Below are 20756 nucleotides of genomic sequence, written 5' to 3'. Positions count from 1 at the left end.
CCGGGGCCGCGCCGCCGGCTCAGCGCAGCGCGGCCGTCGCCTCGCGCAGCAGGCCCGCCACGATGCCGACCCCGTCACGGGTGAGCACCGACTCCGGGTGGAACTGGAGCCCCGCGAAGCCGTGCCCGCGCAGCGCGTGCACGTCGCCGGTGGCGGCGTCCCGGGAGACCTCGACGCCCTCGCCGAGGAGCCGCGCCGCGTCGGCCTCCGAGCAGCGCGCGGTGAAGGTGTTGTAGAAGCCGACCGTGCGCTTGGCGCCGAACAGGTCGATGCGCTCCTGCGCCCCCTGGTACGGGACGGCCTTGCGGCCCAGCGGGAGCCCGAGTTCGGCGGCCAGCAGCTGGTGGCTCAGGCAGACCGCGAGCAGCGGCGAGGTGCGGGCGCCGGAGCGGACGGCGGCCAGCGCGTCCGCGACGATCGGCCGCAGCAGCACCATCTTGGGGTCGTCGGCGAGCGCCGGGTCGCCCGGGCCGGGGCCGAGCACCAGCGCGCCCCGGTGCGCCGCGACCCGCTCGCGCAGCCCCGGCTCGTCGTAGCGGGCCACCGTCACCCGGTGGCCGAGCGAGCCGAGCAGGTGGGAGAGCATCGAGGTGAAGGTGTCCTCGCCGTCCACGACCAGGGTCGGCTCGGCCTCGGTGATCTCGGCCGGCTGCTGCATCCGCAGCCAGAACGGCGCGAGGTCGGCCCGGCGGGAGTCCAGGGCGGCCTGCACCCGGTGGTCGTCGGCGAGCCGGGGCCCGGTCGGGTGGGGCAGCCGGGTGGGCGCGGGCCGGGCGCCGATCGCGGTGAGCACGCCGGCGGCCTTGGCGTGGGTCTCGGCGACCTCGGACTCCGGGACGGAGTGGCGCACCAGGGTGGCGCCGACCCGGACGACCAGTCGGCCGGTGGCCGGGTCGATGTCGGCGGTGCGGATGCAGATCGGCGAGTCCAGCAGCTGCCCGCCGCTGGCGGCGCGGCCGATCAGGGCGAGCGCGCCGGAGTAGTAGCCGCGTCCGGTGGGCTCGTAGCGCTTGATCACCCGGGTGGCGTTCTCGACCGGGCTGCCCGTGACGGTGGCCGCGAACATCGTCTCGCGGAGCACGTCGCGGACGTCCAGCGAGGTGCGCCCGCGCAGCTCGTACTCGGTGTGGGCGAGGTGGGCCATCTCCTTGAGCCGGGGCCCGAGCACCTGGCCGCCGAGGTCGCCGACCGTGCACATCATCTTGAGCTCCTCGTCCACGACCATGGTGAGCTCCTCCAACTCCTTGGGGTCGTGCAGGAACTGGAGCAGCGAGTCGAGGTCGGAGCCGCCGGCCGGGTAGCGGTAGGTGCCGGAGATCGGGTTCATCACGACGGTGCCGCCGCTCTGCCGGACGTGCACCTCGGGGGAGGCGCCGACCAGGACCCGGTCGCCGGTGTGCACCAGGAAGGTCCAGTACGCGCCGCGCTCCTGCTCCAGCAGCCGCCGGAAGAGCGTCAGCGCGAGCTCGGGGGAGAAGTCCTCCATCGTCGCGTGGAAGTCGCGCCGGATGACGAAGTTGGCGCCCTCGCCGTTCCCGATCTCGTCCTGGATCACCCGGCGGACGATCGCGGCGTACGCGTCGTCGTCCACATCGAACCCGCCACCGGCAAGTGAGACCGGCAACTTCGGTAGGGCGTAGGTGAATTCGGCCAACGGCAGGGCGTGCTGCTCGGTCACCGAGAGGGCCTGGAGCGGGGTCTCGTCGTCGTGCGCCTCGAAGCCGCGCTCGCGGATCTGGCGGTACGGGACGAGCGCGAGCAGGTCGTGCACCGGGCCGCCGCCGGCCGGTGGGCCGCTGCGTACGGGCAGGTCGGCGAGGTGCTCGTAGCTGTCGACGGTGCCCAGCAGCACCTCGACGGTGTCCGGGCTGAGCCGGGGCGTGCGGCGGTGCAGCAGGGCGAACGCGGGGGCATCGGGGCCGGTGAGACGGGCGAGCAGGTCGACAGCGGTGGTCACGGGAACGGCTTCCTTCCGGGTGGACTGGTGAGAGGCGGTGCAAGGTCCGCTCCCGGAGGGCCGTCTGCTCAGACGCCGACGGCCGCCCCGAGGGGCGGCCGTCGTGTTCGTCTAGGAACGCGCCAGTTGTGGGCCACCCTGGGGGGAGGCCCACCACCAGGAGTGGCTGTGGGGCGCGTGCATGGTTCGAGACTAGCGGATGCGTCGGGGCGGGTGAGGGGCATCACGTCTTTGTCCGAGATGTGTCTCATTCCTCGGGCAATAGGCACGAGTCACTCCTGCCACCCCGTAGCCTTGGCGGTGTGACCGCTACGACTGAGACATCGAGGGCTGCCCACTCCTGGCAGTCCCTGCCCGCGGCGCAGCAGCCTGAATGGCCGGACCAAGAGGCTCTGCGCAAGACCCTTGCCGAGCTCGCGTCCTATCCGCCGCTCGTCTTCGCCGGCGAGTGCGACCAGCTGCGCGCCCGGCTCGGAGCCGTGGCGCGCGGGGAGGCCTTCCTCCTCCAGGGCGGTGACTGTGCCGAGGCCTTCGACGGCGTTTCGGCGGAGCACATCCGCAACAAGCTGAAGACGCTGCTCCAGATGGCCGCCGTACTGACGTACGCGGCCTCGGTGCCGGTGGTGAAGGTCGGCCGCATCGCCGGCCAGTACTCCAAGCCGCGCTCCAAGTCGACCGAGACCCGCGACGGCGTGACCCTGCCGGTCTACCGGGGCGACTCGGTGAACGGCTTCGAGTTCACCCCCGAGTCCCGCATCCCGAACCCCGAGCGCCTGAAGCGGATGTACAACGCGTCCGCCGCGACGCTCAACCTGGTGCGCGCCTTCACCACCGGTGGCTACGCGGACCTGCGCCAGGTGCACGCCTGGAACCAGGACTTCGTCCGCAACTCGCCGGCCGGCCAGCGCTACGAGCAGCTCGCCCGGGAGATCGACAACGCCCTGGCGTTCATGAGCGCCTGCGGCGTGGTGCCGGAGGAGTTCAAGGCGGTCGAGTTCTTCTCCTCGCACGAGGCGCTGGTCCTGGACTACGAGACCGCGCTGACCCGCGTGGACTCGCGCACCGGCGAGCTGTACGACGTCTCCGGCCACATGGTGTGGATCGGCGAGCGCACCCGGCAGCTGGACCACGCGCACATCGAGTTCGCCTCCAAGATCCGCAACCCGATCGGCGTCAAGCTCGGCCCGACCACCTCGGTCGACGACGCGCTCGCCCTGATCGAGAAGCTGGACCCGGAGCGCGAGCCCGGCCGCCTGACCTTCATCACCCGGATGGGCGCGGGCAAGATCCGCGAGCACCTGCCCACCCTGGTGGAGAAGGTCACCGCCTCCGGCGCCCGGCCGGTGTGGATCTGCGACCCGATGCACGGCAACACCTTCGAGGCCTCCAGCGGGCACAAGACCCGCCGCTTCGACGACGTCCTGGACGAGGTCAAGGGCTTCTTCGAGGTGCACCGCGCGCTCGGCACCCACCCGGGCGGCATCCACGTGGAGCTGACCGGCGACGACGTCACCGAGTGCGTCGGCGGCGGCGACGAGGTCCTGGTGGACGACCTGCACCAGCGCTACGAGACGGCCTGCGACCCGCGGCTCAACCGCAGCCAGTCGCTGGACCTGGCGTTCCTGGTGGCGGAGATGTACCGCGGCCAGTAGGTCCGGTGCCCGTCCGATGTGACGAAGGCCCCTCCGGATTCGGTGTCCCCGAGCCCGGAGGGGCTTTTTCGTACCCGTTTCGCCGGGTAAGGTAAGCCTCAGTGAACTAAGGCTGACCTTAGTCAAGATCCACTCCGCTTCACTCCCGGGAGAGACCGCGATGTACGTGTGCATGTGCCATGCGGTCACCGAGGACCAGGTGAAGAAGGCGATCGACGGCGGTGCCAACACCCCGCGCCAGATAGCGAAGGGCTGCCGGGCCGGCACCGACTGCGGGTCCTGCGTGCGGCGCATCCAGGCGCTGCTCGGCGAGCACGGCGCCCGCCCCTGCCCGACCGCCCGGCTGGCCGCGAAGCTCGGCCTCGCGGACCCGGAGGACCCGGCGGCGCCGTCGGCTCCGGCCCCGGAGGCCGCCCCGGTGGTCCCGCTGCGGGTGACCCGGGCGAACCGGGCGGCCTGACCGGGCCGGGTGGCCAGAGCGGGCCGCGTCCTCAGGACTCCGGCTGCTCGATCACCGTGGCGAGGTAGAGCGCCTCGCCGAGCTTCTCCAGCAGCTCCAGCTGGGTGTCGAGGTAGTCGATGTGGTGCTCCTCGTCGGCCAGGATGTCCTCGAAGATGTTCGCCGAGGTGACGTCGTTCTTGGCCCGCATCACCACGATCCCGCGCTTGAGCCGGTCGATCGCCTCGACCTCGATCTGGCGGTCCGCCTCGAACATCTCCTTGACCGTCTGGCCGATCCGGACGTGGAACAGCCGCTGGTAGTTGGGCAGCCCCTCCAGGAACAGGATCCGGTCGGTGAGCGTCTCGGCGTGCTTCATCTCGTCGAAGGACTCGTGCCGGGTGTACTTGGCGAGCTTCGTCCAGCCGAAGTTCTCCTGCATCTTGGCGTGCAGGAAGTACTGGTTGATCGCGGTCAGCTCGGCGGTGAGCTGCTCGTTGAGGAACTCGATGACCTCGGGATCGCCCTGCATGGTGATGCCTCCTGCACTCGTGCTGCCGTGTGTCCTGCGCTGAGTCCTGCGTGAAGTCCTGCGGTGGGTCCGGTACTGAGTCCTGCGCTGCGCATCCTGGCACCGCTTTGGGAGGAAATTCCAGTAAGTTCACACTCACTAGGACATGTGTCGGAATATCCGATTCATGGTGAAACGTGCTGGTGGGCGGCCGACCGCTGGGCCGTACGGGCAGGGGCGCGGATCCGCGCAAAGGGGCGCGCGCCGAGGCTCGTCCGCCGTCTGTCACCATGGATCCATGGGTCAGTCGAAACACGAACCGCTTCCGCCGTCTGACCCGAGGCTCCCCCCGGGACAGCGCGCGCAGCGCGGCTGGCCCGCCCTGCACTACGGGCCGGTGCCCCGCTTCAAGCCGCTGACCTGGGACCTCCAGGTGTTCGGCGCCACCGCCTCGGCGGAGAAGCACAGCTGGGACTTCGAGGCCTTCGGCGCCCTGCCGCGCAGCACCGTCGTCGGGGACCTGCACTGCGTGACCAAGTTCTCGGTGCTCGGCAACGAGTGGACGGGCGTGTCGGCCGCCGCCGTGCTCGACCTGGTGCCCCCGGCGCCGGGCGTCACCCACGTCATGGTCTGGGCCGAGTACGGCTACAGCGCCAACCTGCGCCTCGCCGACTTCGCCGACCCGCGCACGCTGCTCGCCACCCACCGCAACGGCGAGGCGCTCACCGCCGAACACGGCTTCCCGGTCCGGCTGGTGGTGCCGCGGCTGTACGCCTGGAAGGGCCCCAAGTGGGTGCGCGCGGTCGAGTACATGCGGGCCGACCGGCGCGGCTTCTGGGAGGAGCGCGGCTACCACAACCTCGCCGACCCCTGGGGCGAGCAGCGCTACTCCTACCAGGAGGAGCCCGGCGACGGGCCGCTGCGCTGAGCCCGCCCGGGGCCTAGAACAGCGAGAACTTGACCGTCACCACGCTGCGCTGCGGGCGCCGCTCGCCCGCCGCCGGGCTCTGGCCGGAGGAGGTGACCGCGCCGAACACGTCCCAGCCGCTGGTCTGCATGGTGAAGCCCGCGGCCTGGAGCGCCTTCTGCGCCTCGTCCTTGCCCATCCCGGTGACGTTCGGGACCGGCACCATGCCCTTGCTGACCACCAGCGACACCGCGCTGTTCTCCTGCAGCAGCTGCCCGGCCGCCGGCGAGCTGCTGATCACCGAGCCCTCGGGCACCGTGTCGTCGTAGGTCTCGGTCACGCCGCCCCTGGTCAGCTGGGCGCCGGTCAGGGCCGCGGCGGCGTCGGCGGCGCTCTTCCCGGTGAGGTCCGGCACCGCGATCCGCTTGGGGCCCTTGGAGAGGGTGACGGTGACGCTGTCGCTCTTGCGGGTGCGCGCGCCCACCCCGGGGTCGGTGGCGATCACCTGCCCGGACGGGACGGACTCGCTGAACACCTCGACGAACCTCCCGTGCAGGCCCTCCTTGTCCAGGACCCGCTGCGCCTCGGCCCGGTCCTTGCCGAGCACGCCCGGCACCGAGCCGTACAGCCCCTCGGAGATCCCGTAGGTGACGCCGCCGATCGCCAGCACCAGCGCGGCCAGCGCGGCCGTCCAGACCAGCGTCCGGCGGGGGAGGCGGCGCAGCGGGCCCGGCCGGGGCCGGCGCCGGTGCACCGGGGTCGGCTCGTCGTACGGGCGCGGCTCGGCGAGCAGCTCGTCCATCAGCTCCGGCGGCATGTCCAGCACGCTGGTGCGCTCCGTCGGCGGGGCCTCGGCGGGCCGCGGCAGCGGCTGGATCACCGAGGTCGGCTCGCTGGTCGGGTAGCGCGGGCTGGGGCGGGTGGAGGCCGGCGGCTCGGCGTCCAGCGCGGCCGGGGCGAGGGTGCGGCGCACCCGCTGGAGGGCGGCGAGCAGCTCGACCGCGTCGTACGGGCGGGCGCCGGCGGACCGGGCGCAGGCGGCGGCCACTATCGCGTCCAGCTCGGGGCCGACGGCGGGGGCGACCAGCGAGGGGGCCGGGACGTCCTCGTGCAGGTGCTTGTACATGACCTGGACGGGGTTGTCGCCGGTGTGCGGGCGGCGGCCGGTGAGCATCTCGTACAGCAGGATGCCGGACGCGTAGACGTCCACCCGCTGGTCGGTGGGGGCGTCCGGGAGGATCTGCTCGGGGGCCAGGTAGGAGACGGTGCCCATGACGGTGCCGCCGGTCGCGGTGGTGGTCGAGGTGGGCGCGCCGTCGGCGCTGCCGAGCACCCGGACCAGGCCGAAGTCGGCGACCTTGACCAGGCCGCCCTCGGTGATCAGCACGTTCTCGGGCTTGACGTCGCGGTGGACCAGCCCGGCCCGGTGGGCGGCGCCGAGCGCGGCGAGCACCGGCTCCAGCACGTCCAGCGCGGCCCGGACGGACAGCGCGCCGCGGTCGCGCAGCAGGTCGCGCAGGGTGCGGCCGGGCACGTACTCCATGGCGAGGAAGACGTGGCCGCCGTCCGCGCCCTGGTCGAAGACGTTGACCACGTTGGGGTGGGTGAGCCTGGCGACCGCCTTGGCCTCGCGGATGAAGCGGGCGGTGAAGCCCTCGTCACCGGCCAGCGAGGGGTGCATCACCTTGAGCGCGACCACCCGGTCCAGCCGGGTGTCGGTGCCCCGGTAGACGGTGGACATCCCGCCGGTCGCGATCCGCTGCTCGACCCGGTACCGGTTGTCGAGCAGGGCGCCGATCAGGGGGTCGTGCAGTGCCATGTCCACTCGGAGAGTCTAGGGTGCGGGACCGCCCGGTCCCGGCGGACACCGCCTCCGGGACCGGCTTGTGACATGCGCGACGGTTCAGAACGCCGGGTGCTCGCGGGTGTCCAGGTCGGCCCGGCCGGCCATCGCGGAGGAGGCCTCGGCGTGGAAGCGGCGCGGGATCCGGCCGGCCCGGTGGGCGAGCCGGCCCGCCTCGGCGGCGTGCCGCATCGCCTCGGCCATCAGTACCGGGTCCTGAGCCCTGGTCACCGCGGAGGCGAGCATCACCGCGGCGCAGCCCAGCTCCATCGCCAGCGCCACGTCGGAGGCGGTGCCGGCGCCCGCGTCCAGGATCACCGGGACGCCCGCGCCCTCCACGATCAGCTGGAAGTTGTGCGGGTTGCGGATGCCCAGGCCCGAACCGATCGGCGAGCCCAGCGGCATGATGGCCGCGCAGCCGACGTCCTCCAGCTTGCGGGCCAGCACCGGGTCGTCGTTGGTGTACGGCAGGACGGTGAAGCCGTCGTCGACCAGCGTCTCGGCGGCGTCCAGCAGCTCGATCGGGTCGGGCAGCAGGGTGCGCTCGTCGGCGATCACCTCCAGCTTGACCCAGTCGGTGCCGAGCGCCTCGCGGGCCAGCCGGGCGGTCAGCACGGCCTCGCCGGCGGTGAAGCAGCCGGCCGTGTTGGGCAGCACCCGGATGCCGTTGCGGGTCAGCACGTCCAGGACGGAGCCCTGGGTGGTGGCGTCGACCCGGCGCATCGCGACGGTGGTCAGCTCGGTGCCGGAGGCGAGCAGGGCGCGCTCCAGGACCTCCAGGCTGGGGGCGCCGCCGGTGCCCATGATCAGTCGGGAGGAGAAGGCCGTCCCGGCGATGGTCAGCAGATCGTCGGCCATGGTTCAGCCTCCCTGGACGGCGGTGAGGATCTCGATCCGGTCGCCGCTGCCCAGTGCCGTCCCGGGCCACGAACCGCGCGGCACCACGGCCTCGTTGAGCGCGGCGGCGACGCCGGTGTTGGCGGCGCTGACGGAGGCCACCAGCTCGGCGAGGGTGGTCGTGGCGGGCACCCGGCGGGGCTCGCCGTTGACGGTCAGGGCGATCTCGGCCGGGGCGACCGGGTCCGGGGCGTCCTCGTTCACGGCGTGCTCGTTCGGGGCGTTCTCGGTCAGGGCGATCTCGGTCATGCGGAGGCCTTCGCGACGGGGGATTCGGAGGAGAACCGGGCGGGGGTGAACGGCCTTGCGAGCTCGGGGACTTCACCGGTGACCAGGTACTCGGAGACCAGGTCGGCGGTCACCGGGGTGAGCAGCACGCCGTTGCGGTAGTGGCCGGTGGAGGCGACCAGCCCGGGCAGCGGGGTCGGGCCCAGCAGCGGGGCGTTGTCCGGCGAGCCGGGGCGCAGCCCGGCCGAGGTCTCGCGCAGCGGGAGTTCGGTGATCCCCGGGACCAACTCGTGGGCGTACCGCAGGAGTTCGTACACCCCGCCGGCGGTGACGGTGGTGTCGTAGCCCTGCTCCTCGGTGGTCGCTCCGACGACCAGTTCGCCGTTCTCCCGGGGGACCAGGTACAGGTGTCGGCCGCGGACCACGGCGCGGACGTTGCGGGAGAGGAACGGCCGGTAGGCCTCCGGCACGTGCAGCCGCAGCACCTGTCCCTTCACCGGGCGGATCGCGGGCAGCACCCCCTCGGGCAGACCGGGCAGCCGGTGGCTGTGCGGGCCGGCGGCGAGCACGACCTGGTCGGCGGTCACCGTCTCGTCGGTGCTCAGCCGGGCGCCGGTCGCGCGGCCGTCCTCGACCAGCAGCTCGACGGCCTCGGCGCGGTGCAGCAGGACGCCCGCGCGCCCGCAGGCGGCGACCAGGGCGGTGAGCAGGCGCCGGGGGTCCACCTGGTGGTCGTCCGCGGCGTGCAGGGCGCCGCGGACGGCGGGGGCCAGCATCGGCTCCAGCCTGCGGGCCTCCCGGCCGGTCAGCCAGGTCGAGTCCAGGCCCAGCCGCTGGTGGAAGGCGTACAGCTCGCGCAGTTCCTCGCGGTCGTCGGAGTCCAGCGCGACGGCGATCGTGCCGCAGCGGCGGTAGCCGGTGTCCAGGCCGCCGCTCGCCTCGGAGAGTTCGGCGGCGAAGGTCTCGTACCGCTCGTTCGAGGCCATCCCGAGGCGCAGCAGCGGCTCCTCGCCGTACTGCAGCTCGGTGACCGGGGCGAGCATCCCGGCCGCGACCCCGGCGGCCCCGCCGCCGTGGGCGGGGTCGACCACGATCACGTTCCGCGCCCCGCGCCGCGCGGTGCGCCAGGCGACGGCGAGGCCGATGACGCCCCCGCCGATCACCAGCACGTCGGCATGGGTGCCTGATGGCAAGCGTGACAAGGCTGCTCTTCTCCCTTCGCCGGTATGACCCGGATCAGGTTCGGACGGTCGCAGGCCGTGTCAGCCCGCCTCTCAGCCCGGTCCGCCGGGCTCCCGTGTGGTCCTCCCACCTTAACGCCGGGGGTCGGCCCGGCCGAAGGCCCGTACGCGGGGCGGACGGCCCGGAGGCCGCCGCGTCGCGCTGAGTACAGTGGCGGGCGTGGCAGAGCTGAGCGGAACGGATCGGGTGGTCGTCGTCGGAGCCGGGCTGGCCGGGGCGCAGTGCGCCCTCAAGCTGCGGCAGGGCGGCCGGCAGGGGCGGATCACGCTGGTCGGCGAGGAGCCGCACGCGCCGTACGACCGGCCGCCGCTCTCCAAGGACGTGCTGCTCGGCAAGGCCGACTCCACCGCCCTGGACATCGACTACGGGCAGCTCGGCATCGAGCTGCTCACCGGCCGCCGCGCCACCGGCCTCACCCCCGGCGTGCTGCACACCGACGGCGGCGACCTCCCGTACGGCTCGCTGGTGATCGCCACCGGCGCCGTGCCGCGCGCCCTGCCCGGCGCCGAGCGGGCGCACCTGCTGCACACCCTGGACGACGCCCTGGCGCTGCGCGCGCTGCTGCGCCCCGGGCTGCGGCTGGTGCTGGTCGGCGCGGGCTGGATCGGCGCCGAGGTGTCCACCGCGGCCCGCGCGGCGGGCTGCGAGGTGACGGTGGTCGAGGCCGGCCCGGCGCCGCTGCCCGGCGCGCTGCCGACGGAGCTCGGCTCGGCGATGGCCGCCTGGTACGCCGAGGCCGGGGTCGAGCTGCGCTGCGGGGTCGGCGTGGCCGCCGTCGAGCCCGGCGCGGTGCTGCTGGCGGACGGCTCGCACCTGCCCGCCGACGAGGTGGTGGTCGGCATCGGGGCCCGCCCCGCGACCGGCTGGCTGGCCGGCTCCGGGGTCGAGCTGGACGCGACCGGCGCCGTCGTCGTGGACGGGCGGCTGCGCACCTCGGTGCCCGGCGTCTTCGCGGCCGGCGACTGCGTCAGCTACCCCTCGGCCCGGGCCGGTGCCCGGCTGGCCGTCCAGCACTGGGACCACGCGCTGCGGTCCGGCGAGGCGGTGGCCGCCGCCGTCCTGGGCGCGGACGCGCCGGCCTACGACCCGGTGCCGTACTTCTGGTCCGAGCAGTTCGGGCGGATGGTCCAGTACGCCGGCCGGCACGCCGAGGGCGACGAGCTGGTCCGGCGCGGCGACCCGCGGGGCGCCGACTGGTCGGTGCTCTGGCTGCGCGACGGCGTGCCGAGCGCGCTGCTGACCGTCGACCGGCCGCGCGACCTGGCCCAGGGGCGGCGGCTGATCGAGCGCGGCACCGCGCTGGACCCGGCCCGGGCGGCCGACCCCGCGGTACCGCTGAAGGCGGCCGTCGCGGGGTAGGCGCGGGGCAGGTCTGGTGCGCGGTGGGCCGCGGAGGTGGCAGTCTGGTGGCGTGAGTGAGATCGAAAGCAAGATTGAATCCCTGGTCACCGACTGGATGTACCTGCCCGACATCTCGGAGCAGTGGGGGGTCCGGGTCACCGAGGTGCGTGACCTGGTCAAGAACGGCGGCCTGATCGCCGTCCGGCGCGGCCCCAACAAGTCGCTGCAGGTCCCGGCCGCGTTCATCGACGGCCCGGGCCTGGTCAAGCACCTGTCCGGCACCCTGACCGTCCTGCGGGACTGCGGGTACAACGACGCGGAGATCCTGGAGTGGCTCTTCACCGAGGACCCGTCGCTGCCCGGCAGCCCGATCCAGGCGCTGCGGGAGAACCGCGGCACCGAGGTGAAGCGCCGCGCCCAGGCGATGCTGATCTGATGGCGGCGGACACGCCGCGCGCCGGGCTCGCCGACGCCCGGCTGTACCTGTGCACCGACGCCCGCCGGGAGCAGGGCGACCTCGCCGAGTTCCTGGACGCGGCGCTGGCGGGCGGGGTGGACATCGTCCAGCTGCGCGACAAGGGCCTGGAGGCCAGGCAGGAGCTGGAGGCCCTGGAGGTCTTCGCCGACGCCTGCCGCCGGCACGGCAAGCTGCTGGCCGTCAACGACCGCGCCGACGTCGCCCACGCGGCCCGGCCGGACGTGCTGCACCTCGGCCAGGACGACCTGCCGGTGCCGGCCGCCCGGGCGATCCTCGGCGAGGACGTGCTGATCGGCCGCTCCTGCCACGCCGAGTCCGAGGTGGACGCGGCGATCGCCGAGCCCGGGGTGGACTACTTCTGCACCGGCCCGGTCTGGCCGACCCCGACCAAGCCGGGCCGCCCGGCCCCGGGCCTCGGCCTGGTCTCGTACGCGGCGAAGCAGGACACCGACCGGCCGTGGTTCGCGATCGGCGGGATCGACCTCGGCAACCTGGACGAGGTGCTCGCCGCCGGTGCCCGCCGGGTCGTCGTGGTGCGGGCCATCACGGCCGCGGCGGACCCCCGGGCGGCCGCCGCCGAGCTGTCCCGCCGGGTGCGCGCCGCGCTCTGAGCGTCCCGGATCCCGGTAGGACCCGCAGGACCGGCAGGACCGGCAGGACCCGTAGGACCGGCCCGAGGCCGTCGCCGCCCGTCAGTGCGTTCAGTACTTGCGGACGGTGGCGGCCTCGGCCAGTGCCAGCAGCACCGTACGGGCCCGCTCGTCGGCGAGCGGCGCCGCCTCCAGCGCGGCCAGCGACTGCCGCATCAGCTCCTCGATCCGGCGCTCCACCAGCTCCGGCGCCCCGCTGCGGGCGACCAGCCCGCGCAGCTCGGCGACCTCCGGGGCCGCCAGGTCCGGCGCGCCCAGCCGCTCGTCCAGGTGCCGGGCGTCGGCGGCCGGCAGGCCCCGCATCGCGTGCGCGACCAGCAGGGTGCGCTTGCCCTCGCGCAGGTCGTCCCCGGCCGGCTTGCCGGTGACCGCCGGGTCCCCGAAGACGCCGAGCAGGTCGTCGCGCAGCTGGAAGGCCTCGCCCAGCGGCAGCCCGAACGCCCCGTACGCCTCGACCAGCTCCGGCCCGGCGCCGGCCAGCAGCGCGCCCACCTGGAGCGGCCGCTCGATGGTGTACTTCGCGGACTTGTAGTGCAGGACGGTCTGCGCCCGCTCCAGCGCGCCCTCGTCCGTCGAGTCGCCGGCCACCGGCTCCAGCACGTCCAGGTACTGGCCGAGCATGACCTCGGTGCGCATCAGGTCGAACACCGGCTTGGCGGCGAGCACGGCGGCGGGCTCCAGGCCGGAGCGCAGGAACAGCTCGTCGCACCAGATCAGCAGCAGGTCGCCGAGCAGCACCGCGGCCGAGGCGCCGTACTGCTCGCGGTCGCCGCGCCAGCCGCTGTCGCGGTGCAGCGCCTCGAAGCGGCGGTGGACCGAGGGCAGGCCGCGGCGGGTGTCGCTGCGGTCCATCAGGTCGTCGTGGACGAGGGCGCTGGCCTGGAGCAGCTCCAGGGCGGCGGCCGCGTTGGCGATCGCCTCGCCGGTCGCGCCCGCGGCCGGGCCGCCGGCGCCGCGCCAGCCCCAGTAGCAGAAGCCCGGGCGCAGCCGCTTGCCGCCGTCCAGCAGGAAGTCGCGCAGCGCGTCGGCGGCGGGGGCCAGCTGGGGCGAGATCTTGTCGAGGAGCACGGACTGGCCGTCCATGAACGCGGCGAGCGCCGCGTTGACACGGGTGCGGACGTCCTCCACGTCCATGGGGTTGGCCGCACTGCCGGCCGCGTTGCCGGCCGCACTGGTGGCCGCACTGAGGGCCGAACCGGGGCTGGCCGGCCGGGTGCTGGACGAGGTCACGATGGGGCTCCGCTGGTTCTCTGGGGTGCAGCAAGCGTAGCGGTGCGGCCGGGAACGGCTGTGCGAGCGGCTCGGCCCGGGGTGCGGGGGAGGGGCGGCGGAGCCGTTCCGGGGCGAAACGGAACGTCTTCCATCAGTTGTCTCAATAGATGGAATACGGTTGTCCGGCCCCTTCGAACGCCGGATAGCCTGCCAGCATGGCACTCGGAATCGCTTCCACGAGAACGGATCGCGCACTGACGGTGCGCGAACTCCTGGCGGCCGGCAAGCGCTCCTTCTCCTTCGAATTCATGCCGCCCCGCACCGAGGCCGGCGAGCAGAAGCTCTGGGACGCCATCCGCCGGCTCGAACCGCTCGACCCCAACTTCGTCTGCATGACGTACGGCGCCGGCGGCTCCTCGCGCGAGCGCACCGTCAACATGGTCGGCCGGATCGCCACCGAGACCACCCTGACCCCGGTCGCCCACCTCACCGCGGTGGACCACTCGATCGCGGAGCTGCGCAACATCATCGGCCAGTACGCCGACCAGGGCGTGCGCAACGTCCTCGCGGTCCGGGGCGACCCGCCCGGCGACCCGATGGGCGAGTGGGTCAAGCACCCCGAGGGCGTCACCTACGCGTACGAGCTGGTGGAGCTGATCAAGGGGATCGGCGACTTCTGCGTCGGCGTCGCGGCCTCCCCGAACATGCACCCGCGCTCGACCGACTGGGACGAGGACATCCGGCACTTCGTGGCGAAGATCCGCTCCGGGGCCGACTACGCGATCACCCAGATGTTCTTCGAGGTGGACGACTACCTGCGGCTGCGCGACCGGGTGGCGGCCGCCGGCTGCGAGACGCCGATCATCCCGGAGATCATGCCGGTCACCAACGCCAAGCAGCTGGAGCGCTTCCCGCAGCTCAGCGGCTCGGCCTTCCCCGTCGACCTGGAGGCCCGTCTGCGGGCGGCCATCGACGACCCGGCGGCGCTGCGGGCCATCGGCATGGAGCACGCCACCGCGATGGCCGAGCGCCTGCTCGCCGAGGGCGCGCCGGGTCTGCACTTCATCACGCTGAACCACTCGACGGCGACGCTGGAGATCTACCAGAACCTGGGACTGCACCAGCGCTGAGCGGGCGCTGCGGGGGCCTGCTCCCGCCGCGCCGACGCCGGGTGTTCACGAGCCCGTCACCGTACCGACGGTGGCGGGCTCGGTCGTGTGCGGCCGGTGCCCGGGCGGCGGGAACGCGATGCGGTACCCCGGCCGTTGAACCGGTACAGTCGCCGCACACGCGCGGCGCACACGCGCGGGTACGCGACTGGAGGTAGCGGGGCGGATGGGCATCGGATACCTGCTGCTGTACGTCGCGTTGGCGGTGGTGGCGCTCTGGCTGGTCGCGGAGGTGCTGCTGCAGAACCGGGCACCGCTGCACTGGCGGGTCCTGGCCCTGGCCGGCTTCCTGGGCGTGGCCGCCGGGATGGTCCTCGGCTCGGTCGTGGTGATCGGGGCCGGCGCCGCGCTGTTCGCGGTCGGACAGGCCTTCGTCACCCTCTCGGTCAAGCGCGGCCACCAGACCGGCTGGTCCCTGCGGAAGCCCGACGGCAGCCTGCCCGGCCCGCTCGCCAAGGTGCCGCTGCTCGGCGCCCTCACCGGCGGCGCCGCCGCGGTGGCGGCCGCCGCGGTCGCCCGCAAGCGGGTCGGCGAGGTCAGCCCCGTCGAGGAGACCCCGGCCCCCGCGCCGCTGCCCACCCCGCTGCCCTCCCCGGCGCCCGACGAGGTGCCGGAGGTCGAGCAGACCGCCGCCTTCGAGATGCAGGAGCTCGCCCAGGACGGCGTCTACGCCCCCGGGTACTACGAGCAGCAGCAGCCGCAGGTCCAGCAGCAGCCCCAGGACCCGTACGCCCCCGCCTACCAGGCCGGCTACGACCAGCAGCAGTGGCAGACCCAGCAGCAGCCCGCCTACGCCTACGACCAGCAGCAGACCTACGGCGGCTACCCCCAGCAGCAGCCCGACCCGTACGGCGGCTACCCGCAGCAGCACCAGCAGCAGGACCCGTACGCGGGCTACCAGCAGCAGCCGCAGCACCAGCAGGCCTGGGACCAGACCGCCCAGCAGCAGCCCCAGCAGTGGCAGCCCCAGCCCGACCCGCACACCCAGGGCATCCCGCAGCAGCCGATGTACGACCAGAACCACGGCTACCAGCAGCAGAACACCTGGCACCAGCAGGGCTGACCGGCCCTGACCGGCCCGACCGGGCCGTTACGCCGGGCCGATCAGGCCGGCGGTGATGCAGGCCGACATGCCGACGCGGGCGAGGCCGCCGCCGGGGTGGGCGTTGCCGCCGATCAGGTAGAGGCCGGGGACGGGGGACTCGTTGGCGGCCTTCAGCCAGGAGCCCGCGGAGCCGGCCAGGGCCGGGCGGGCGACCGCGCCGAACAGCGCGCCGGTCTCCCGGCGGGTGTCCTCCGGGGTGCGCACGACCCGCCACAGGATCCGCTCGCGCAGGCCCAGGCCGGCCGCGTCCACGTGGGCGAGCAGCCGGTCGGCGTAGCGGTCGGCGAACCCGGGGACGGTCCAGTCGACCTCGTCCTGGGCCGGGACGGTCGCGGTCAGCACCACGCTCTCGTGGTCGTCGTCAGGCCGTAGCGCCGGGTCGTCCGGGCGCAGCACCTGGACGGTGGGGCGCTCGCAGGGCGGCGCCGAGAGCGTCAGGGCGTTCGCCTCGGCGGCGGGGTCGGCCGCGTGGACGACCGTACGGTGCGGGGTGCCCTCGGGCCGGGGGCCGCGCAGGGCGAGCAGCACGCTGAAGCGGCCGGGCACCTCCACCGGCTCCCACTCCTCGGGCGGCAGCCCCGGCCACTCGGCCAGGCCGTGGCGGTAGAAGGCGTCGGTGTCCATCGCGGAGACCACCAGGTCCGCGTCGATCCGGCCGTCCGCCGTCTCGACCCCGGTCGCCCGACCGCCCTCGACGACCACCCGGGTGACCGGGGTGTCGAAGCGGAACGCGACCTTGCGCAGCTCGCAGCGCCGGAACACCGCGTCCGCGAGGGCCCGCAGCCCGCCCCGGACGTACCAGACGCCGAAGGACTGCTCCATGTACGGCAGGACGGTGGCCCCGGCGGGTGCCATGGCCGAGGTGAAGCCGTACCGCAGCGCGGGCTCGCACAGCAGGGCGGTCAGGCCGGGGTGGCCGTCGAGCTCGCGCGCGGCCACGTGCTCCAGGGACCACGGCCGCGCGCGGCGCAGCCGGGCCAGGCCGGTGCGCGGCGGGACGGGGTACGGGTCGGTGCCCACCAGGGCCCGGTCGGCCGGGGACAGGACGCCGCGCTCGGCCGGCAGCGGCTCCTCCAGCAGCGGGCGGCGGGTGGCCTCCCAGACCGTCCGGCCGTGGTTCATCACCGCGCTCCAGCGGGCGCCGGAGCCGGCCCCGAAGGCGGCGTCCAGCGCCTGGCTGACGCCGCCGCGGGAGGCGTTCGGCAGGGTGACGGCGGTGCCGTCGGGGAACAGGTGCCGGCTCTCCGGGTCGACCGGGGCCAGCTCGACCAGCTGCTCCAGGGGCTCCTTGCCGGTCTTCAGCGCGAGGTCGCGGTAGACCGCCGGGAGGGTGAGCAGGCCGGGCCCGGTGTCGAAGGCGAAGCCCTCGCGCTCGTACCGCCCGACCATGCCCCCGTAGGTGCCGCCCGCCTCGCAGACCGTCACCCGGTGGCCGAGGGTCGCCAGCCGGGAGGCCGCCGCGAGCCCGCTCATTCCTGCGCCGATGACGACGATCTTTGCCATGGCACCTGATCCTAGGACCAGTCTCAGGCGCTCCCCGCCGCCGCCCGGGCGGCCCGGCGTTCGCGGCGGCGGGCCCGGAAGGCGCGGATCCGGCTGACCGCCAGCCAGACCAGCAGCAGCCCGGCGGCCAGGACCACGGCGGCGACCGAGGCGGCCAGCCAGGGGTGGAAGATCGCCAGGGTGATCAGGCCGGCCACCGAGAGGTCCTCGGCCATGCTGACCACGATGTTGCTGGCCGGCTCGGGGGAGGTGTTGACGGCCATCCGCAGCGAGGCCTTCACCAGGTGGCTGACCAGGGCCGAGGCGCCGCCCATCGCGCCGGCCGCGACCTCGCTCAGCGAGCCGGGGTCGTTGCCCGCGATCAGCACGCCGACGGTGGCGCCGGCGACCGGCCGGATCACCGTGTGCACGACGTCCCAGACGCTGTCCACGTACGGGATCTTGTCGGCCACCGCCTCCAGCGCGAACAGCACCGCGGCCACGACCAGCACGTCGGTGCGCTCCAGCGCCTGCGGCACCGAGTCCGCGTCGGCGAACCTGCCCAGCAGGCCGAGCAGCAGCACCACCGCGTAGGCGTTGATGCCGCTGGCCAGTCCGCTGGTGAAGATCAGCGGCAGGACCGTCATCGCGTCCCCCTCCTCGTCATCGCGTCCCCTGGTCGTCTGGTGGGCCGGTACCGCCCGGCCCCGCCGTACCGTACCCGGCACCCGGGACGCCGTGGACGCACCCGCCGGTTCCGGCGGCCGGCCGGACCGGGACGGGCCGGGGCGCACTGAGTACAAATACTCAGATCCGCGGTTGAGTACGTCAGCGGATGGCCCCCGACCTGCGGAGACGGGAGAGTGGTGGCACCCGGGAGGGCGGCGCGTCGGGCGCCGGGCCCGCCCGGGCGGCGGATCCGTCCGTCCCCCGGCCGAACCGGCCCGGGGAGGCGGCGGACGGACCGCCACGGGGCTGGTCACGGTCCCCGCACCGCCGACACGGGGCGGCGGAGCGGGCCGGGGGGAGACCGGCCGCGAGGGGGGAGCTCGCCACCGCCGACCACGGGGGAGCGGCGGAGCGACGGCACGGCGGCGGCGCGGAACCGGGGGAGGACCGCGCCCGCCGCCGCTACGCCTTTTCCGGACGCCCTTCCGGAGCCGCCCGGGGCGCGGCCGGCCCGGCCGGATTGTCAGTGGTGCCGTTCACGATGGAGGGGCACGGACCACCCGGTCCGCGCGCTGCCTCGGAACGGGGGAGACCATGACCGTCAGCCGTCCTGAGCCCGTCACCGCCCGCCTCCACTCCGCCGCCCCGCCGCAGCTCCCGGGCCCGTCCGCCGGTCGCTCCGCCGGAGCCGACGTCCACCCCGTGCTGCGCCGGGTCGCCGCGCCGCCGGCCGCCCTCGACCTGCTCGCCGACGCCCACCGCACCCTCACCCGGGCCCGCGCCCTGGAGGACCCGCTGGAGCGCTACGCCACCGCCCACCTGGCCGCGCTGCGCACGGTGGCGGCCGTCCTGGCGGTGCGCGGCCGCCCGGAGAAGAGCCCGCGCCGGCGCAAGGCCATCCGCAGCGCCTGGGAGGTGCTGCCCGAGGTGGCCCCGGAGCTCGCCGAGTGGGCGGTCTACTACGGTGCCGGCGCCCGCCGCCGGGCCGCCGCCGAGGCCGGGATCAGGGGCGCCGCCTCGGCCCGCGACGCCGACGACCTGGTCCGCAACTCCGCCCTCTTCCTGCGCCTGGTCGAGCGCCTGCTCGGCCTGCACGCCGCGCCGCCCCCGCCCCGGCTCCCGTCGGACGGCGTCGTGGGCCCGGCAAGGATCCCTGGGACAGGCTCTAAGGTGGAGGCAACCTGATCGAACTGCACGTGCCAAGGAGTCCCACCTTGTACCCGACGCGTCCCCGCAGTGCCCTGCGTACCGCCGTGGTGTGGGAGGTGGTCCGGGCGGCCCTGGAGAAGCGGTCGGCCGAGCTGGACCAGCCGGTGCTCGACGTGGTCGACACCGGCGGCGGCACCGGGAACTTCGCGGTGCCGGTCGCCAAGCTCGGCCACCGCGTCACCGTGGTCGACCCGAGCCCGGACGCCCTGTTCGCCCTGGAGCGCCGGGCCGCCGAGGCCGGTGTGACGGACCTGGTGCGGGCCGTCCAGGGCGACACCCAGACCCTGCCCGAGCTGGTCGCCCCCGGCAGTGTGGACGCGGTGCTCTGCCACGGCGTGCTGGAGGTCGTGGACGACCCGGCCGAGGCGCTCGGCAGCCTGGCGGGCGCCCTGCGCAAGGGCGGCGTGGTCAGCCTGCTGGCGGCCAACCGCAACGGCGCCGTGCTGGCCCGCGCACTGGCCGGCCACTTCACCGAGGCCCGCACCGTGCTGTCCGCCGCCGACGGCCGCTGGGGCGAGCAGGATCCGATGCCGCGCCGCTTCACCGGCGAGGAGCTGGGCCGGCTGGCCGAGGCCGCGGGCCTGCGGGTGCGGTCGGTGCACGGCGTACGGGTCTTCTCCGACCTCGTCCCCGGCGTGCTGGTGGACACCGAGCCGGGCGCGCTGGACGCGCTGCTGAAGCTGGAGGAGGCCGCCGCCGCGCAGCCCGCCTTCCACGCCGTGGCGACCCAGCTGCACCTGCTGGCCACCCTGGCCTGAGGCGCCCCTCCCGGCCCGCGCGCCCCATCACGCGCGCCTCCGCCGTCGTACGGTTTTTTTTGCCCGCCGTACGGCGGTGGTTCGCGCCCCGGAGGCCCGCCGGTTCCCGCGCCGTGACCCCTCGGCGGCCCGCCCGTTTCCGGGCCCGGCGGCGGCCGGGCGGTGCCGCCCGGCGGCAAACCTCCCCAGGTCCGGGACGATTCCATCCGATCGGGCACTTGTCCGGGGCGTGGCGCGTTGACTCCGATGCGGCCGTCCCCGCTCGAAGTGGCCCGTCCCACGCGGCGCAGACCACCCCGTAACGGGCCCACGGACCGTATGATCTGGGTAAAGCCGGAAAGCATGACAGCCGGACGCGTGGGGCATATGGACGACACGGGCCGGGTCCCCCGCACGGGCGTCCGACCGTGTGCCCCAAGGCTGATTGGACTTGCCTCCCCGACCGGGGTGGGCGGACCGGTCGCACCCGCGACCGACGAGTAGGAGGACTCCGTGCCGCTCTCGGAGCACGAGCAGCGACTGCTCGACCAGATGGAGCGAGCGCTGTATGCCGAAGATCCCAAATTCGCGTCTGCGCTTGAGGGAACCGGGCTGCGCACCTACACCCGTCGGCGGGTCTACCTGGCCGTCGCCGGCTTCGTGGTGGGCATCGGCCTGCTGATGGGCGGCATGGTCGTACCGGATCAGATCTGGGTCAGCGTCGTGGGCTTCCTGGTGATGCTCGGGTGCGCGGTGTTCGCCGTGACCGGCTGGCGCCGCGGTCCCGCGGGCCAGGGCGCCGGAGCCCGTCCGGCCGCCGCCCCGCGCCGCAAGGCCGGGATGATGGACCGGGTGGAGCAGCGCTGGCAGCGCCGCCGGGACGAGCAGACCGGCGGGTTCTGAGCCGCTCGGCCGATACGTACGAAGCCGGGGCGGGGCGGGGGGCGGCGGCCCCCCCCCCCGGGGGGGGGGGCCGGGGGCCCCCCCCGGGGGGGCGCCCCGGGGGGGCCCCCCCCCCCCGGGTGGGC

Annotated in this window: 20 protein-coding genes and 1 riboswitch; of the genes, 11 read left to right on the top strand and 9 right to left on the bottom strand. The window is 74.4% G+C overall.

What is annotated here, in order from left to right:
- Positions 1 to 19 precede the first annotated feature (19 nt).
- Positions 20 to 1957, bottom strand: coding sequence for an anthranilate synthase family protein (locus ACFY4B_RS00700; protein WP_380743432.1), 1938 nt, complete (start codon positions 1955 to 1957; stop codon positions 20 to 22).
- Between the two features lie 302 nt (positions 1958 to 2259).
- Between ACFY4B_RS00700 and ACFY4B_RS00695 the strand changes: the two genes are divergently transcribed.
- Positions 2260 to 3609, top strand: coding sequence for a class II 3-deoxy-7-phosphoheptulonate synthase (locus ACFY4B_RS00695; RefSeq protein ID WP_049655382.1), 1350 nt, complete (start codon positions 2260 to 2262; stop codon positions 3607 to 3609).
- A 160-nt stretch (positions 3610 to 3769) separates the two neighbouring features.
- Positions 3770 to 4069: a bacterioferritin-associated ferredoxin gene (locus ACFY4B_RS00690; RefSeq protein ID WP_117487450.1), complete on the top strand. Its 300-nt coding sequence runs from the start codon at positions 3770 to 3772 to the stop codon at positions 4067 to 4069.
- 31 nt (positions 4070 to 4100) lie between these two features.
- Here the strand turns inward: ACFY4B_RS00690 and bfr are convergent, their stop codons facing one another.
- A complete protein-coding gene (gene bfr / locus ACFY4B_RS00685; protein ID WP_049655380.1) occupies positions 4101 to 4580 on the bottom strand; it encodes a bacterioferritin in 480 nt (159 codons plus the stop codon).
- 277 nt (positions 4581 to 4857) lie between these two features.
- Here bfr and ACFY4B_RS00680 point away from each other — a divergent pair, with 277 nt between their 5' ends.
- Positions 4858 to 5487 (top strand): molybdopterin-dependent oxidoreductase, encoded by a 630-nt coding sequence (locus ACFY4B_RS00680; protein ID WP_375877453.1) that lies wholly within the window; start codon positions 4858 to 4860, stop codon positions 5485 to 5487.
- 13 nt (positions 5488 to 5500) lie between these two features.
- On the opposite strand, the gene pknB is transcribed toward ACFY4B_RS00680, so the two are convergent.
- From pknB to thiO, 4 genes are all read right to left on the bottom strand, one after another.
- Positions 5501 to 7285 carry a Stk1 family PASTA domain-containing Ser/Thr kinase gene (gene pknB / locus ACFY4B_RS00675; RefSeq protein ID WP_053112234.1) on the bottom strand — a complete coding sequence of 595 codons (1785 nt, stop codon included), beginning with the start codon at positions 7283 to 7285 and terminating at the stop codon, positions 5501 to 5503.
- Positions 7286 to 7369: 84 nt separating this feature from the next.
- Entirely contained in the window at positions 7370 to 8167 is a 798-nt protein-coding gene (locus ACFY4B_RS00670) for a thiazole synthase (protein WP_049655375.1), read from the bottom strand.
- A 3-nt stretch (positions 8168 to 8170) separates the two neighbouring features.
- Positions 8171 to 8455 (bottom strand): sulfur carrier protein ThiS, encoded by a 285-nt coding sequence (gene thiS, locus ACFY4B_RS00665; protein ID WP_387966132.1) that lies wholly within the window; start codon positions 8453 to 8455, stop codon positions 8171 to 8173.
- Positions 8452 to 9627 carry a glycine oxidase ThiO gene (gene thiO, locus ACFY4B_RS00660; RefSeq protein WP_387966131.1) on the bottom strand — a complete coding sequence of 392 codons (1176 nt, stop codon included), beginning with the start codon at positions 9625 to 9627 and terminating at the stop codon, positions 8452 to 8454. Before thiO ends, thiS begins: the two co-directional genes overlap by 4 nt.
- A gap of 3 nt (positions 9628 to 9630) precedes the next feature.
- Positions 9631 to 9743: riboswitch (TPP riboswitch) on the bottom strand.
- Between the two features lie 83 nt (positions 9744 to 9826).
- On the opposite strand from thiO, the gene ACFY4B_RS00655 reads away from it, so the two are divergent.
- Genes ACFY4B_RS00655 through thiE form a run of 3 tightly spaced genes read left to right on the top strand, consistent with a single transcriptional unit; the run spans position 9827 to position 12106 of the window.
- Positions 9827 to 11035 carry an NAD(P)/FAD-dependent oxidoreductase gene (locus ACFY4B_RS00655; RefSeq protein ID WP_387819653.1) on the top strand — a complete coding sequence of 403 codons (1209 nt, stop codon included), beginning with the start codon at positions 9827 to 9829 and terminating at the stop codon, positions 11033 to 11035.
- 52 nt (positions 11036 to 11087) lie between these two features.
- Positions 11088 to 11453 carry an Rv2175c family DNA-binding protein gene (locus ACFY4B_RS00650; RefSeq protein ID WP_049651935.1) on the top strand — a complete coding sequence of 122 codons (366 nt, stop codon included), beginning with the start codon at positions 11088 to 11090 and terminating at the stop codon, positions 11451 to 11453.
- Positions 11453 to 12106: a thiamine phosphate synthase gene (thiE, locus tag ACFY4B_RS00645; RefSeq protein ID WP_049651934.1), complete on the top strand. Its 654-nt coding sequence runs from the start codon at positions 11453 to 11455 to the stop codon at positions 12104 to 12106. Before ACFY4B_RS00650 ends, thiE begins: the two co-directional genes overlap by 1 nt.
- 90 nt (positions 12107 to 12196) lie before the next feature.
- Here the strand turns inward: thiE and ACFY4B_RS00640 are convergent, their stop codons facing one another.
- Positions 12197 to 13375, bottom strand: coding sequence for a polyprenyl synthetase family protein (locus ACFY4B_RS00640; RefSeq protein ID WP_241852720.1), 1179 nt, complete (start codon positions 13373 to 13375; stop codon positions 12197 to 12199).
- Between the two features lie 197 nt (positions 13376 to 13572).
- On the opposite strand from ACFY4B_RS00640, the gene metF reads away from it, so the two are divergent.
- On the top strand, positions 13573 to 14487 hold the full coding sequence (metF, locus tag ACFY4B_RS00635; protein WP_049651933.1) for a methylenetetrahydrofolate reductase [NAD(P)H]: 915 nt from the start codon (positions 13573 to 13575) through the stop codon (positions 14485 to 14487).
- Between the two features lie 205 nt (positions 14488 to 14692).
- On the top strand, positions 14693 to 15589 hold the full coding sequence (locus tag ACFY4B_RS00630) for a hypothetical protein (protein ID WP_387966130.1): 897 nt from the start codon (positions 14693 to 14695) through the stop codon (positions 15587 to 15589).
- 27 nt (positions 15590 to 15616) lie between these two features.
- On the opposite strand, the gene ACFY4B_RS00625 is transcribed toward ACFY4B_RS00630, so the two are convergent.
- The gene (locus ACFY4B_RS00625; protein WP_387966129.1) at positions 15617 to 17134 is read right to left on the bottom strand and encodes a phytoene desaturase family protein; all 1518 of its coding nucleotides are present in this window, start codon (positions 17132 to 17134) and stop codon (positions 15617 to 15619) included.
- A gap of 23 nt (positions 17135 to 17157) precedes the next feature.
- The gene (locus ACFY4B_RS00620; protein WP_049651930.1) at positions 17158 to 17760 is read right to left on the bottom strand and encodes a DUF4126 domain-containing protein; all 603 of its coding nucleotides are present in this window, start codon (positions 17758 to 17760) and stop codon (positions 17158 to 17160) included.
- A gap of 616 nt (positions 17761 to 18376) precedes the next feature.
- On the opposite strand from ACFY4B_RS00620, the gene ACFY4B_RS00615 reads away from it, so the two are divergent.
- The 3 genes from ACFY4B_RS00615 to ACFY4B_RS00605 all read left to right on the top strand — a co-directional run bounded on the left by ACFY4B_RS00615 (position 18377) and on the right by ACFY4B_RS00605 (position 20631).
- Complete coding sequence (locus tag ACFY4B_RS00615; RefSeq protein ID WP_387966128.1) at positions 18377 to 18967, top strand: SAV_6107 family HEPN domain-containing protein; 591 nt, start codon at positions 18377 to 18379, stop codon at positions 18965 to 18967.
- A 29-nt stretch (positions 18968 to 18996) separates the two neighbouring features.
- Entirely contained in the window at positions 18997 to 19749 is a 753-nt protein-coding gene (locus tag ACFY4B_RS00610) for a methyltransferase domain-containing protein (RefSeq protein ID WP_387966127.1), read from the top strand.
- Between the two features lie 492 nt (positions 19750 to 20241).
- A complete protein-coding gene (locus tag ACFY4B_RS00605; protein ID WP_074000911.1) occupies positions 20242 to 20631 on the top strand; it encodes a DUF3040 domain-containing protein in 390 nt (129 codons plus the stop codon).
- Positions 20632 to 20756 lie beyond the last annotated feature (125 nt).

This window comes from Kitasatospora sp. NPDC001261 (assembly GCF_042896795.1).
GTDB lineage: Bacteria > Actinomycetota > Actinomycetes > Streptomycetales > Streptomycetaceae > Kitasatospora.
Note: the sequence above shows the minus strand (reverse complement) of the source record. Positions and strands in the feature narration are given on the sequence as shown.